12 protein-coding genes and 1 pseudogene are annotated in these 13,467 nt (G+C 74.7%); 7 read left to right on the plus strand and 6 right to left on the minus strand.

What is annotated here, in order from left to right; genetic code table 11:
- Window positions 1–456: 456 nt before the first annotated feature.
- The 7 genes from LO772_RS08315 (at window position 457) to LO772_RS08345 (ending at window position 4,659) form a co-directional block, all read left to right on the plus strand.
- Complete coding sequence (locus LO772_RS08315) at window positions 457–1,182, plus strand: DUF317 domain-containing protein (protein ID WP_231777742.1); 726 nt, start codon at window positions 457–459, stop codon at window positions 1,180–1,182.
- A 128-nt stretch (window positions 1,183–1,310) separates the two neighbouring features.
- Complete coding sequence (locus LO772_RS08320; protein WP_231777743.1) at window positions 1,311–1,859, plus strand: hypothetical protein; 549 nt, start codon at window positions 1,311–1,313, stop codon at window positions 1,857–1,859.
- Window positions 1,860–2,022: 163 nt separating this feature from the next.
- Window positions 2,023–2,532: a hypothetical protein gene (locus LO772_RS08325; protein ID WP_231777744.1), complete on the plus strand. Its 510-nt coding sequence runs from the start codon at window positions 2,023–2,025 to the stop codon at window positions 2,530–2,532.
- A 152-nt stretch (window positions 2,533–2,684) separates the two neighbouring features.
- Window positions 2,685–3,209 (plus strand): hypothetical protein, encoded by a 525-nt coding sequence (locus LO772_RS08330; protein ID WP_231777745.1) that lies wholly within the window; start codon window positions 2,685–2,687, stop codon window positions 3,207–3,209.
- Window positions 3,210–3,310: 101 nt separating this feature from the next.
- On the plus strand, window positions 3,311–3,562 hold the full coding sequence (locus LO772_RS08335) for a hypothetical protein (protein WP_231779848.1): 252 nt from the start codon (window positions 3,311–3,313) through the stop codon (window positions 3,560–3,562).
- Window positions 3,563–3,603: 41 nt separating this feature from the next.
- Window positions 3,604–3,927, plus strand: coding sequence for a hypothetical protein (locus LO772_RS08340; RefSeq protein WP_231779849.1), 324 nt, complete (start codon window positions 3,604–3,606; stop codon window positions 3,925–3,927).
- Window positions 3,928–4,182: 255 nt separating this feature from the next.
- Window positions 4,183–4,659 (plus strand): hypothetical protein, encoded by a 477-nt coding sequence (locus LO772_RS08345; RefSeq protein ID WP_231777746.1) that lies wholly within the window; start codon window positions 4,183–4,185, stop codon window positions 4,657–4,659.
- Between the two features lie 128 nt (window positions 4,660–4,787).
- On the opposite strand, the pseudogene LO772_RS08350 reads toward LO772_RS08345, so the two are convergent.
- From LO772_RS08350 to LO772_RS08375, 6 genes and pseudogenes are all read right to left on the minus strand, one after another.
- Window positions 4,788–6,469, minus strand: a pseudogene (locus LO772_RS08350) (IS1182 family transposase).
- Between the two features lie 348 nt (window positions 6,470–6,817).
- Window positions 6,818–7,717 carry a hypothetical protein gene (locus LO772_RS08355; RefSeq protein WP_231777747.1) on the minus strand — a complete coding sequence of 300 codons (900 nt, stop codon included), beginning with the start codon at window positions 7,715–7,717 and terminating at the stop codon, window positions 6,818–6,820.
- A gap of 138 nt (window positions 7,718–7,855) precedes the next feature.
- Complete coding sequence (locus LO772_RS08360; protein WP_231777748.1) at window positions 7,856–8,782, minus strand: extensin; 927 nt, start codon at window positions 8,780–8,782, stop codon at window positions 7,856–7,858.
- Complete coding sequence (locus LO772_RS08365) at window positions 8,779–9,738, minus strand: C40 family peptidase (protein ID WP_231777749.1); 960 nt, start codon at window positions 9,736–9,738, stop codon at window positions 8,779–8,781. Before LO772_RS08365 ends, LO772_RS08360 begins: the two co-directional genes overlap by 4 nt.
- Window positions 9,735–10,907, minus strand: a complete 1,173-nt coding sequence (locus LO772_RS08370; protein WP_231777750.1) for a replication-relaxation family protein — start codon at window positions 10,905–10,907, stop codon at window positions 9,735–9,737. The genes LO772_RS08365 and LO772_RS08370 overlap by 4 nt, the downstream gene beginning before the upstream one ends.
- Window positions 10,904–13,432 carry a type IV secretion system DNA-binding domain-containing protein gene (locus LO772_RS08375; protein ID WP_231777751.1) on the minus strand — a complete coding sequence of 843 codons (2,529 nt, stop codon included), beginning with the start codon at window positions 13,430–13,432 and terminating at the stop codon, window positions 10,904–10,906. Before LO772_RS08375 ends, LO772_RS08370 begins: the two co-directional genes overlap by 4 nt.
- Between the last annotated feature and the right edge of the window lie 35 nt (window positions 13,433–13,467).

Genomic DNA, 13,467 nt, shown 5'->3' on the forward strand with positions numbered 1-13,467 from the left:
TGTCGTTTCCGGCTCCGGAATCCTCCGTAATAGATGAGGCGTGCGTTCCCGGCGGCGCCCGCCGGAGCCGCCCCGCCGCCATGCCGCCGCCCGGGGCCGTGCGCGGGCACCGGGCCGAACGCGCGGGCGCGCCATGCGCGTGCGGATGGAGGGCGGTTCGCGGACGGTTCGCGGACGGTTCGCGGGCGTGGGCGACGAAGACGTCGCCCACGGCCCCCGCTTCCTTCATTACGGTCGTGAATTCACGCGAATTCCAGCAATACCAAGCCCGATTTTCCCTAGGGGAATTCCGGGGATCGAGTTAGCGTATTCATGCGCCCGATAAACAGAAACCGGGCGCGCGGCGCCCGGGGAAAAACCTCGTAAGCGTCCGCACGACGAACACCCGGAAATTCCGACCGGGGCGGAGCCTGCGCCAAATCAGGGGCCGCCTCGAATATTCCCGAGGGAGGGACAATGACCGACAACACCGAAATGTGCGCGGTGCCGGTCCGTTTCGCCGACGGCTCGATCCCCGGCGAGGCACTCGCCGTGATCCACGCGGCCGACTGGCCGATGGTGAAGGACCGATTGGCGAACGTGCACGCGCGCCGCCCCGACGGGGCCCTGTACGTCGGGTGGCTGCCCGAGGACGGCGGGCCGTGGCTGTGGGAGGTCGAGCGCACCCGCGAGACCGGGGGGATCGTGTGGACGGCGAGCTTCAGCAGCGGGGTGCCCGCCACGGCGGTCGCCGCGTTCCTGCGCGCCCTGACCGCCCCCGCCGGTGCCGACGGGGCCGCGTGCGCGGACGTCGCGGCGGCCGACGCGACGCTGCGCGGCGCGGGGTGGCAGGTCCACGACGCCGGAACACCGCCGTGGGACGGATACGACGAGGGCACCACCCCCTGGCAGGTCCTGGCGCGGCACGGCGAAGGCGACCTGAAACTCGCCTTCCTCGACGTGCGCTCCAACGACGCCATCGGCGACATCGGTCCGGACGACGCCCCCCTGCCTCGGGCGTGGCCCGCATGGGCCCTGGCGTGCGCGGCCGGGCCCGCGGGCCCGGTGGAGTGGTGGGCCGAACTCGGCCGGGAGACCCCCGCCGACGCGGTCGCCGCGTTCCTCGCCGCCGTCACCGCCGCCGACCTGGTGAACCGCCCGATCGACGAGCTGTCCGCCCCGGTCCGGCGCCGCTTCGCCTGACCGCCCGCACCGATCACCCCGAACTCCCGGGCCGGGAAACCGTTTTCCCCGACCGGCCCCGGCCCGGGACCCCACACCCCACACCCCACACGAAACCACCGCAAACCACTCGTGAAGGAGTCTGTGCCGTGAACACCACACCCGACGACACCGTCCCGGCGGTGCCGCTGCGCCACCGCGCCGCCTCGGCGCTGCGCGCCCGCGACGAGGCCGCCGCCCGCGCCGAACAGACCGCCCGCTCGGGCGACTGGCCCGCCGATGTGTTCCGCACCAATCACGCGGCCTGCGTCGCGCTGGCCTGGATGCTCGGCGTGCACGAGGACCACGTGCACGGCGTGCTCGGCCCGCGCGGCACGTTCGCCCTGACCCTCGTCGACGACCCGCACGGCGTCATCTTCACCTTCCTTGCCGAACGCACCCACCCCGCCTCGGACCACGGCGACGCCCCGGCGTTCCGGTTCCAGGTCCTGGCCGCCTGCCCGGCGTGCAAGGCCCTCATGCCGCAGCGCGAAATCCGCGAACTCGCCGACCTGGGCGCCTTCCTCGACCCGCGCGACCCGGACGCATACGCCCACATCGGCATCGACCCCGACCACCCCGGCGCCCTCGACCCGGAATGGCACCGCGACCCCTGCGGCCTCCTCCTCGCCTGCGGCGGCCCCCCGCCGCACCGCTGACAGCGCACCGCACCCACCGCCGTGACCGCGCCCGTCGCGGTCACCCCACACCCCGGGCCGGACCGGCGACCCCCGGACGGCCCCGGCCCGGGCCCGCACCACAGACCGGACCGCGCGCCACCCGCACCGATTCCGTACCGGCCACGAACCAGGAGGCCCCGCCATGGGGTACAGCACCGACTTCTCCGGACGCCTGACCGTCACCCCGCCGCTCAACGCCGCCGAGGTCGCGTACCTGACCGCGTACGCGGCCACCCGCCACCAGCCCCGCCGTTCCGGCCCCTACACCCTCGCACCCGACCCCGAGGCCCCCGACGTGGTCGGCGACCCGGACGTGACCGACCACGGCCGGGACCCGGAACTGCCGAACCTGTGGTGCGACTTCCGCCCCACCCAGGACGGCACCGCGATCGTGTGGGACGGCACCGAGAAGACCTACAGCGCCGAGGAATGGATACGCCACCTCGTCGACACATTCCTGCGCCCCGGCGCCCGCCTCGCCGCCGAACTTGCCGCCCCCGTGCCCGGACGCGCCTACCCGCCCCACCTGCGCGCGTTCACCTTCGACCACACCGTCACCGGCACCCTCCACGCCCGAGGCGCGCGCCTCGGCGACACCTGGCGCATCGACGTCGCGGACAACCACGTCACCGCCACCCGCACCCTCACCTGACCGGCCGCCCGCCGCATAGACCGCCCTGGGCCGGGGCCACCGTGTGGCACCCCTGCCCGGCCCAGGGCCCCACACCGTGGGGGCTGTCGCAGGCGCCCCCCGCCCGCGACAGCCCCCACGGCACCACCCCGCCCGACCAGAGCAGTTGTGTTGTGATCACCGTCCGACTCTCCTACGCCACCCACGCGTCCGCCGTCCTCGACGACGCGACGGCGGCCCCGCCGCGCGCCCTCGCCTCGGCGCAGCCGCGCGTGTTCGGCGACCTGGCCAAACCGGCGGACGCCGCCCACGCCGCCGCCTACCTCGACCGCCCCTTTCCTTCCGTCCGACCGCCGCGGCGGTTCACCGGCCGCACCGTGATCGACGCGGCGCTCGGCCGCACCCCGACCACCGCCGCCCCGTGCACCGCGCCGGGACCGATCGCGGTCCTCCACCTCGCGCCGGGCCCGGACACCGCCGGGTTCTCCGACCAGGGGTGGGCGTACCTCAACCTCGGGCTGCTGCGCGACCTGGGCGCGGACCGGTGGCCACGCACCCACCCGTGGCTGCTCGTCCGCACCGGCGACGCGGTCCGGCTGATCACGAACACCGATCTGCCGGACCGCGACCTCGACAACCCGCACGCCGTCACCGCGACCGCACGCCGGTACCTCGCCCGCGCCTACCCCCACCGCTGAAACCCGCGCGCCCGCGACACGCGGACCCGCTGGTGACCGCGCCCCGCACGCCACGGGGCGCGCTCACCGGCGGGCCGCACCGGACAAGGAGAACCCCGCGCATGACCGACTCGAGGCCCGACATCCCCCAGTGCCCCCACGTCTTCGACCACCCGGTCACCTACGCCGACCGGCAACTCGTCAACGACGCCATCGCCTACAGCCGCAGCATCGGCGACCTGACCGGCCTCCAGATCCACCTCGCCCGCCTCGGCCCCTGCCACGCCCGCGAGCAGTACCTGGCCCTGCTCGCCGACGCCGAAGAAGCCGCCCACGCCGACAACATCACCCGCGACCACCACACCGGCACCTGACCCGTCACCCACCACCCCACGCAGAAAGGGGAGTTCTTCCGATGAACGCACCGTCCGCCGACGAGCTGCTGGCCCGCGCGCGCCGCGCCGCAGCCCGGCACACCGGCGCCGCCGATCCGGACGCCGCCTCGCTGCGCGCGAACCTGGACGCCGTGGTCGCGGCGTTCACCGCGCTCGACACCACCCTGGCCGCGGGCGCACCGCTGCCGCACGCCTGGGCCGCGGCCACCTCGGCGCCCAGGTGGCGGGCCGCGCTGCGCAACAGCGCCGGTCACACCGTCGCCGTCGCCCACCTCGACCCCCGCCGCACCCTCGAGGACGCCGCTGACCGGATCGCCACGGACATGGGCATCTACTGCACCTGAGCTGGTCCGCGACGCGATCCTCACCTCCTCCGACGAGGGCCACGGGCGCCGGCCGTCGTCCCCAACCCGGCCCACGAGCGCACCCGCGCCGAACTCGGCGCCCGCCCCCACCCCACCACGCCGTAACCCGCCGCGCCCTGGGCAGCCCGGCCGCCGTGCCCACCGCCCCGGGGCGCGACCCGGCACGTACCCACCGCCGAAGTCCCGGCGGTGGGTCGACGCACCGTCCGCCCACACGGAAGGACACACACCGCCATGACCGAATCGACCGACACGACCGCGTACCTGGTAGCGGGCGCGTGGTGGCACGACCACGAGGGATTCCGCGTCCGCGTCGAGCGCCTGCCCGTCGAGAACGGCCGCCTCATGGTCGAGTACCGCGGCCTCGACGACCCGCAGGTCCACCACGTGTTCACGCAGGAGAACTTCCTGCACGTCTTCGCCCCCGCGACCGCACCGGGCCACCATGGGGAAGGCGCGGCGATCCGCGCCGCCGTGGCCGACGCCATCACCACGACGGACACGCTGGCGCACCCCGCGACCGGCGTTCTTGTGGAACTTGCCCACCGCGCACACCGGTGGGCCGAGGTCTCGCGGCGATGCCGGGCCACGGCGACGCGGCCGACCGGGATGCCGAGGTCGCGGCGGAGGAGGTCGCCGACCTCCTGCACCGGGCCGCCGAAGCCCTCCGCACGGTCATGGACGAGCAGATCCGCCCGGCCGCCCGGCTGATCGACGCCGAACTCGCCCACAACCCACGCGACATCGACGGCGCCGCCCCGGACACGCCCGCCCCGTAGCCGACACGCGTCACGGCCCCGGCCGGACGGACACCGGATGCTGTTGGTAAATCTGGGGTCCTACGCCTTCTTCGCCCCGTCGATCGTCTGGTCGGCGGGTCGAAGTCGCGCGAAGTGACTGGTGCGGGTGCGCGCTCGGGGTTCGCCGGTGAGGTGGGCGTCGATGCGGGCGAGGTTGATCGCGGCGCCGGTGAGCTGGTGCTGGAGGCTCGTCTTGACGAGTCCCTGGTAGCGGGATCTGCGCAGGCCGCAGCGCCCGACGGCTTGGGAGATGGTGCCCTCGACCCCTGCCCGGATCTTGTAACGCTCCTTCCATTCGTCGCTCTTCTGCTCGGCTCTGGCTGCTTGAAGTGCGTGGTGTTCGTCGTGGCGGCGCAACCGCAGCTCGCGGGGGCGTTTGGTGTTGGGGGTATTGATGCACGCCTGGCGCATGGTGCAGGGGCGGCAGTCGCTGACCGAGAACACCACCCGCAGCACGGGCTGGCCGCGTTGGGAGAGCCGTTCGCTCCAGGTGGTGCTGGTCTTGCCCCCGGGGCAGGTGGCCTGCTTGCTGTCCCAGTCGACGGTGAAGGCGTCCTGGCCGAAGCCGCTGTCTGCGGCGGCCTGGGCGCTGTTGTCGGCCTGGAGGGGGCCGTGCAAGGCGATGCCGTGCTCGTGCCGGGCGCTGACCAGGGCGGCACCGGTGGGGTAGCCGGCATCGACCCAGTGCTCGCCGGGTGCGCAGTCACGCGCGGCGAGGTGGGTGTGGATTGTCTCGGCCATCGACCGGTCGGCGACGGTGGCCACCGTCGTGGCGACGTTCGTGATCAGGTTCGGGGTGTCGGGCTCGCAGGTCTCGGTGAGGTGGACCTTGTAGCCGTCCCACATCGTGTCGCGTTTGACGCTGCCACGAGCCTCGGTGTCATAGGGGGTGACCAGGCGCAACGCGCCCGGTGGGCGGTCTTTTGGGTCCCTGCGCCTCACCTCGCCCTCCACCTGGTGAAAGTGCTGGACCCACACCTTCCGCAGGGTTTCCACCTCGGCAAGTCCGCGCAGCCCCTCGGGGCGCCGGGCGCAAGAACGGCCGCCAGCAGGCATGTTCCGTCCCGGCCGATCCGCGTCCCCACCTCGTCCCGCTTCGCGCGGCTGGTGGGGAACCGGCTGTCCTCCGCCCTGGTCGCGTAACGGCGGAACCAGTCGGGCTCCGCGATACCGGCCAGCCAGTCCGGTGCCGCCTGCGCCAGCGCGTTCAACGCCGACCGCAAGGTCTCCGCCACCATCTCCAGCCAGGACAGCTCACGCGCCGCCGACAACACGTGCGTGGAGTCCGTGCGAGCCCGCCCCGCCCTCTTGAGCAGCCCCTTCTCCCGGGCTGCGGCCAGGACACCGTCCAGCACCCGCTGCCCGCCGTCTGCCTTGGCCAGCCGGTCCCGGAACTCCGACAGCACCGAGAAGTCGAAGCCCGGGTCGTCCAGCTCAAGCCCGAGCGCGTACTTGACATCGATCCGCGCCCGCACCGCCTCCGCCGCCTGCCGGTCGGTCAGCCCCTCCACGAACTGCAACACCGACACCAGCGCCAGCCCGGCGGGCGACCAGGCAGGACGCCCCCGAGCAGGGAAGAGATCCGCGAACTCCTCATCCGTGAACAGCGGCCCCAACTCGTCCCTCAGCCGGATCGCCAGACTTCCCTTCGGGAACGCGGCCCGCGCCACCCTCACCGTCTCCGCCGGAATCTCCCCGGACCCCTTCGGCTGCATCGACATCCGCACCCACCCCATACGACAACGTCGGCCTTCAAGACCACAACCAGGTCTCGAAGGCCGACGTCACGCACGACCCCAGATTTACCAACAGCATCCGGACGGACACCGGCCGGGGCCGGGCCGTCCGTCCCGGCGGGGCAACCCCGTTCACCGTCGATCCGCCGACCGTTGTGTGCACGTGCGGGCGAACCGCGTTGTTGTCCAACACGGTTCGTCCACACGTGCATCGGGCCCCGTCGCGCGCCGCGCCCACGCCCGCCACGCCGCCCACCGGCGGCAACCCGACACCCGACGGGCCGTGACCGCCACACATCACGTGTGGCGGTCACGGCCCGTCGGAGTGAACGGTCAGTGCGTGACGGGCTGTTCGGTGTCGGTACCGGTCGCGGGCGCGGCGTCCGCCGCCGGGGCCGACGCGGCGACGGCGCGGAACCGGCGGGGTTTGTCGCAGGTCAGCTCGACGAGGCCGTCGGCGGTAAGTTTGTCGCAGGCGTTGGCGACGGCGCCGGAGGACCGGCCGCCGAGCGCCCGACCGATCTGGCCGGGGGTGAACTCCTGCCCGGGGCGGGTGCTCAGGTGGTCGAACACCATCCCGCGCAGCGCCCCCGGACCCAGCCGGGCCAGCGCGCCCGGCCCCGGTGCCGGGCCCGTGTCCGGCCCGGCGGGCACGGGGACGGCGGGGGCGACGGGGGCCGTGTCGGGGCCGCTGTCGGCCCCGTCGGGCCCGGTGTGGGTGTCGGGCGCGGCGGGCGCGGCCGGGCCCGCGTCGGGGGCGCTGTCGGCTTCCGCCGCGGGGCCGTTCTGCGGCCCGGTCCCATCGGGGGTGTGCGCGGCGGCGGGTTCGCTGCCGTCCACGGCGGTCGCCTCTGTCGCGGGCGAGGTGGCCTCGTGCGAGGTGGTGACGGGGTGCCAGCGGTCGGGCTGGCGGGACCGGCCGACGAACCCGCCGACCTCGCGGCGGGCGGTGCCGGTCTTGGCGTGGTGGGCGAGGATCTTGCTGACCGTGGACCGGGCGACGTGCGCGGTCTCCGCTATGTGGGCGGCGGTGACGCCGTCGGGCCCGGCGGCGGTCAGGACCGCGCGGATGCGGTCGGCCGCGTCGGCGCCGGGCGGGAACGCGGCGGGCGCGTCCGGCGCCACGCCGGGCAGGGTGCCGTCGGCCGGGGGCGCGGCGGTGGTGGTGTCGGCGGGGGTCGCGGTGGTGGGTTCGGGCGCGGCCGGGGCGCGGTTCGCGGTGCTTTCGGGCATGGGGGATTCCGTCCCTGACAGGCCCCATAATTGGGGCGGTGTGTGTGCGGTTGGTCCCCGGCCGGGGGGTGACCGCGCGGACCGTGTGGGGCCCGTGGTGCGGTCGTCGACCATGGACGCTCGATGTCGCGGACGGAGTCAAGTCGGTGTTTTCGCGGGGGTGTTCGGCGCATGTCCTGCGCTGTCGGCGTCGTGGTCGGCGGGCGCGTGATCATCGAGACGGTCGCGTAGCGCGCGGGCGCGCGCTTGCCCGATGCGCAGTTCGGTGCGCAGCGCGCGGATGGTGATCGGGCGGCCCGTGGCGTCGCGCGCGGCGCGGTCGAGGTCGAGCGCGGCGTCGTACAGCGGATCGGTCTCCGGCCCCGGGTCGTCCGGGCCCGGACCCGGGGCGGGGTCTGGAGCGTCGGGCGGTTCGGGTTCGTCGGGGGCGGGCGGGTACGGGTGTTCGGGTGCGCCGGGGGCGGTGTACCCGGGTGTACCCGCCGGGCCGGGGTGCGCCGGGTACGCACCCCGCGCGCCGGGTACATCGGGCGTCCGCGCGCCTGGGCGTGCGGTGGCGCGGGGTACGAGGAGGAGCCGGCGGATGCGGCGCCGGTACGCCGCGACGGCTTCGGAGACCAGGACCAGGAGCGCGCAGGGGATGGAGTGGAGGACGATCCCGGTCGGGTCCGGGTCGCTCGGTACGCCGACGGGGCCGGAGGGGGCGGGGTAGACGGATTCCCACACGTTCAGGGTCCAGGCGGCCAGGCCGGCGAACCAGCGCAGCGCGACGGCCCATCCCGGTGGGGCGGCGCCGAGTTCGGCCAGCCGCGCGTCCACGGTCAACGTGGTGGCCAGGGCCAGGGCGAGCATCGGATCGAGCAACAGCGCCGTCGGCAAGGGGACATCGTGCCGGACGGCCAGTTGGGTTACATTCACGGCGGTGAACGACAAGGCCAAAACAGCTACGGCGGCGAGCGCGCGGGTGAGGGTGCGCAGCAACGCCCGTGCCTCGTCGGCCTGTTCCTCGGACGCATGGGCAGGGTCGGGAGTACCGTGGAACCGGACCGCGGCATCCGCGTTCACGGCGAAACCTTTTGGTTGCCGGGTCTGGTCGCGCCGTAGTAGTCGTCGCCGACCCACCGGAACCGCTCCAGGCGAACCAGAGCCCCGGTGAACGGCGCGTCGATCATCTTGCCGTCGCCGACGTAGAGGCCGACGTGGTGGATGTTGCTCGCGGTGCCGTAGAAGACGAGGTCCCCTGGCATGAGCGGCGCGCCGTAGGGGACTTGGGGTCCTGCGGCGTACTGGTCCTGGGCGACGCGCGGGAGGGTGACGCCGGCGGCGGCGTAGGCGGCCTTGGTCAGGCCGGAGCAGTCGAAGCCGCCCTCGACCGGGCCGTCCCCGCCCCATAGATAAGGGGTGCCGATTGCCGCTTGGGCGAACGCGATCGCCGTCTGCGCGGCCGAACCGGGCGCCCCCGGCGCGGTATTGGTGGCCGGGGCGGGTGCGGTGTAGGCGGCGGCCTGGGCGAGGACGTTGTCGACGTACCAGCCGGCGTGATTGTACGCGAACACCGCCCCACGCATGTCCTTGCCGTCGCGGGCGCCGGACGCGCACAGGTAGCGGGCGGCGGCGGGTATGGCGTCGTTCGGGTTCCAGATGTCGCCGCCCGCGCCGTAACTCGTCCACGTGGCGGGCAAGAACTGCATCGGCCCGAGGGCGCCCGCGCTCGACACGAGGCTCGGGGCGCGGCCGTGGTCGGACTCGACCTTGCCGATCGCGGCGAGCACCGTCCACGGCAGTCCGGGGCAGGTCGCCGCCGCTTGCTGGTAGAGGGACAGGTACCCGGGCGGGATGTCCGCGAGCGCGCTCGCGCTCGGCGCGGCGGCACCGGCCGCGCTGTCCGTGCCCGCGCCGCCGAAGACGCCGAGCGGCAGCAGGGCGACCTTGACGACGAGGGTGATCAGCGCGGCGAGGACCGCGAGGCCGAGGAGCACCGCGGCCAGGCACCCGCTGGCGGCGACGCGCAGGGCCTTCACGGTGTCCCGCCTGCGGACGGCGGCAGCGGTGGGACCGCGGTCCAGTCGGGGGCGGGCTCATACGCGTCGGCGTCTGGGGTGGTGGTGTCCAGCGCGGGGGTGAGGGGGCCGAAGTGTTCGGCCAGGTCGGCGAGGCGGAGCCGGCCGCCGTGGTGTCGGGCGGCGGGGTACCGGGTGGGGGTGAGGGGGTGCCAGACCGGGTCGGCGGCGGTGGGGTAGGTGTCGTGGTCGTAGCGGGTCAGGTGGGCGGGTTGTGCGGCGGGGGTGAGGTGGGCGCTGGTGGTGGCGACGGGCAGGTCGAGGTCGGCGGCAGTGGCGGCGAGGCGGGTGCGCAGGAGGTGTTCGCGGGCCGGGGTGGGGGTGTGGATGAGGACGGGGGTGCGGGTGCGGGTGCCTGCGGCGTGGGCGGCGTACCCGTCGAGTTTCGCGGCGACGCGCCAGGCGGGTTCGGTGCCGCGGTCGTACTCCAGGAAGAACCCGGTCACCCGCCCTACCGGGTACGCGCCCGGCTCCTCGGGTACGCCGGGCACCGGGTCGGGTGCAGGGTCGGGTGCGGGCTCGGGTGCGCGGGTACGCGTTCGGGGTGCGTGAGCGGTCTGCGCCCGGCCGGGCGCGGTGTCGGTGGTGTCGTGGTGGAGGCCGTAGGCGTCGGGGCGGATCCAGTCGCCCCACAGGTGCGCGCAGGTGTGGGGCGGGAGCCACAGGAGGAGTTCGCGGCCTGGGTGGGTGCGGTGTTCGGCGGCGAGGCGGACCATGACCTCGTTGGCTTCGACGGTGTGGGCGAGGCGGGTGGAGTGCGCGGTGTGGGTCATGTCGCCGCCGCGCCAGGGCAGTTCGCGGACGGTGGTGCCGCGGCGTGCGGCGAGGACGGCGGCGCCGGCGGGGCCGAGGACCCAGTGTGCGGGGGCGGACCCGGTGGGCTGGAGGGGGCGGAACGTGTCGAGGACGCCGTGGTCGGCGAGGCGGCGCAGGCGGGCGTTGGCGGTGCGGCGGGCGGTGTAGGCGAGCCGCAGGATCTGGGTGGAGGTCAGGACGCGGTGGGTGTGGAGCATCTCGATGAGCCACCAGTCCCGCGCGGTGAGCCGTCCGGCGAGCTGGGCCGCCGCGGCGGCGGCCCGCACCGGCGGGCGTGCGGCGGCGGCCGTGTCGGGAGCGGTGTCGGGTGTCATGGGTGACCTCCTGGGTGCGGCGGGGTCCCGGATGGGTGGGTGTGGGGTCCGGCGTGGCGGTGGGCGGCGTCGCGCAGGGCGCGGGTGCGGCCGGGGATCGCGGGTGGGAGGGGGCGGGTGGTGAGGGTGAACGCGGTGGTCTCGGCGCCGTCGACGAGGAGGCGGGCGGCGGCCTGGTAGCCGCCGAGGTGCGCGAGGTCGTGCTCGGTCAGGGTGGGTTTGGTGTGCTGCTGCAGCGCGCGGGCGTCTTCGGGCGAGGCGGTGAAGTACACCTTGTTGCGGGCGTTCGCGGAGATCCCCTCGCGCAGGTCGGGCGTGAGCTGGGCGAGGTGCTGGTGCGCCAACACGAGTCCGAGGCGGTAGCCGCGCGCCTCGGCGAGCATGTCTTCGAGCGGGTACGCCAACGTGAGGAAGTTGTGGCATTCGTCGACGACGAGGACCGCGTCGCGGCGCTGGTGCTCGCGGGTGCGGGCGCGGGCGGCGGCGGCCTGCCAGGTCTTGGCGACGACGAACGACCCGAGCAGGCGGACGGTTTCCTCGCCGAGGACGCCCTTGGGCAGCCGCGCCAGAACGATGCCGCCGTCGAGCGCGGACGCGAGGTCGAAGGTGGAGTCGCCGGCGGCGACGGTCTGGTGGACGAACGATCTCAACAAGAACGCCCGGAGTTTGTTCATCAGGGGTCCGGTGACGGCGGCGCGGGCGGGGTCGGAGAGCTGTTCGTACCAGGCCCAGAACCCGCGCAGCACCTTCTCGTTCGGGTCGAGGCGGGCGACGGTCCGGCGGCGGTACACCTCGTCGTCGAGGAGGCGGGGAACGTCCGCGAGAGTGGCCGGCGTGCCGACCGGCGGGGTCCGCAGAAGGGTGAGGCACGCCGCGCGCATCACATCGTCGGTCCTGGGTCCCCAGAACGCGGGGAAGATCCGCCGGAAAATGCCCGTGATGTTGTCGACGACCATGTCGACCGACGTGCCGCCGCTGTCCAGGACGTTCATTCTCGGCGGCGCGTGCGGGTCGTCCGGGTCGAGCACGACAAGGCGGTCGGCCGCCGATTCGGGTAGTCGGGCGAGGAGTTCGGTGACGAGGTCGCCTTTGGGGTCGATGACCACGGCGCCGCGTCCGGCCTCCGCGTCGGCGAGGATCATGTGCGCGAGGAGGGTGGATTTGCCGCAACCGGTCGCGCCGACGACGTGCAGGTGGTGCCGGGCGTCGGCGGTGTGCACGCCGACCGGGCGGGGGTGTCCGGCGTCGGCGCGGCCGAGCGGCTTGACCCCGTCACCGGATCCGGGGGCGGGGATGCTGGAGGGCGGCATGACCGCGCGGGCGCCGGCGCGGGCAACACCTGGGGCGTCCGGGTCCAGCGGCAGGTGCGCCAGCGCGGCCAGTTCCGGGACCGACAGCAGGAACCCCCGTCCGGGGAAGCGACGTTCGTCCAACACGGGTGCGGGGCGGCGCAGGCGGGTGCGGGCGAGCCAGTTGCGGTCCGCGAACACGGTCATCGCGGTCGCGAGCGCATGCACCCGGGTCCGCAGCAACGCTTCGAGCGGCCCGCCGGTTCCGGCCGGACGCGCGGATTTGGCGAGGGCGACGGCGCCCGGGTCTCCGTCGGTGTCCTCGGCCTGTGCGGGTGCGGGGCGGGTGGCCGCGTAGCGGAGCGCGACCTCCCACTGCGGTCCGGCGGATTTGGCGACGAGTTGGCGCAGTTCGGCGGCGTGGGCGGGGTCGAGTTTGGTGGCCGCCGCGCGGGAGGGGGCATGCCGCAGCAGGTCGAGGATGGCGCGCAGGCGGTGCGGGGACTGCCCGGCCTTGACCCGGCGGGAGGCGCGTCGGGCGCGGCGCAGCCGGGCGCCGGCGGCCGGCCGGGCGAGGATCTGCACGGTCGCGGTCTCGTCGGCGTCGAGGCCGGTCGCAGCCTGCAACAGGGGGCGCAGGGGGTCGGCCGGGTGGTCGAAGCGCAGCGGCAGCACCTCCGGCCGGGCCAGGCGCAGCCCCCCGGCCTCGACGGTGTGGCCGGGCGGGCACACCGCGTCGGCGGGTCCGGTGCGGGTGTGCGCGCCGGGCCAGGCCGCCTCGACCGCACGCCGCACCAGCGCGACCGGCACCCCGGTCGGGACCCAGATCCGCACGGCCAACCCGCGTGCGGCGAAGGCGTATTCGAAGGCGAGGTGCGGCTGCCCCTCCAGGAGGCGCCGCCACCAGGGGCGGGCGAGCCCCGCCAGGTGCGCCCACAGCATCACCCCGCCCGCCGGGTCGACGGTCGGCGGCGCGAGCACGGCGACGCACCGCGCCCCGTCCGCGAACCGCCGGGCGCGGCCCGCCAGGACCCGGGCGCGGACCACGGCGGCAAGGGTGAGCGCGGCGACGAGCGGCGGGGCCCACCACGGCCAGGCGGCGAGCGTCCGGGCGAGGGTGTGGCCAAGGGCGGTCCACCAGGAGGTCGGGTCGGTGAGGAACCGGCCGAGCGGCCCGCCCGATTCCGCCGCGACCGAGTCGATACCCGAGAGATGCTCGGTGGGGTTCGGCAGCATGGGACGGCTCCTCACAGCTCGAGCGGGGGCGGGGG

The sequence above is a fragment of the Yinghuangia sp. ASG 101 genome, from assembly GCF_021165735.1.
GTDB lineage: Bacteria > Actinomycetota > Actinomycetes > Streptomycetales > Streptomycetaceae > Yinghuangia.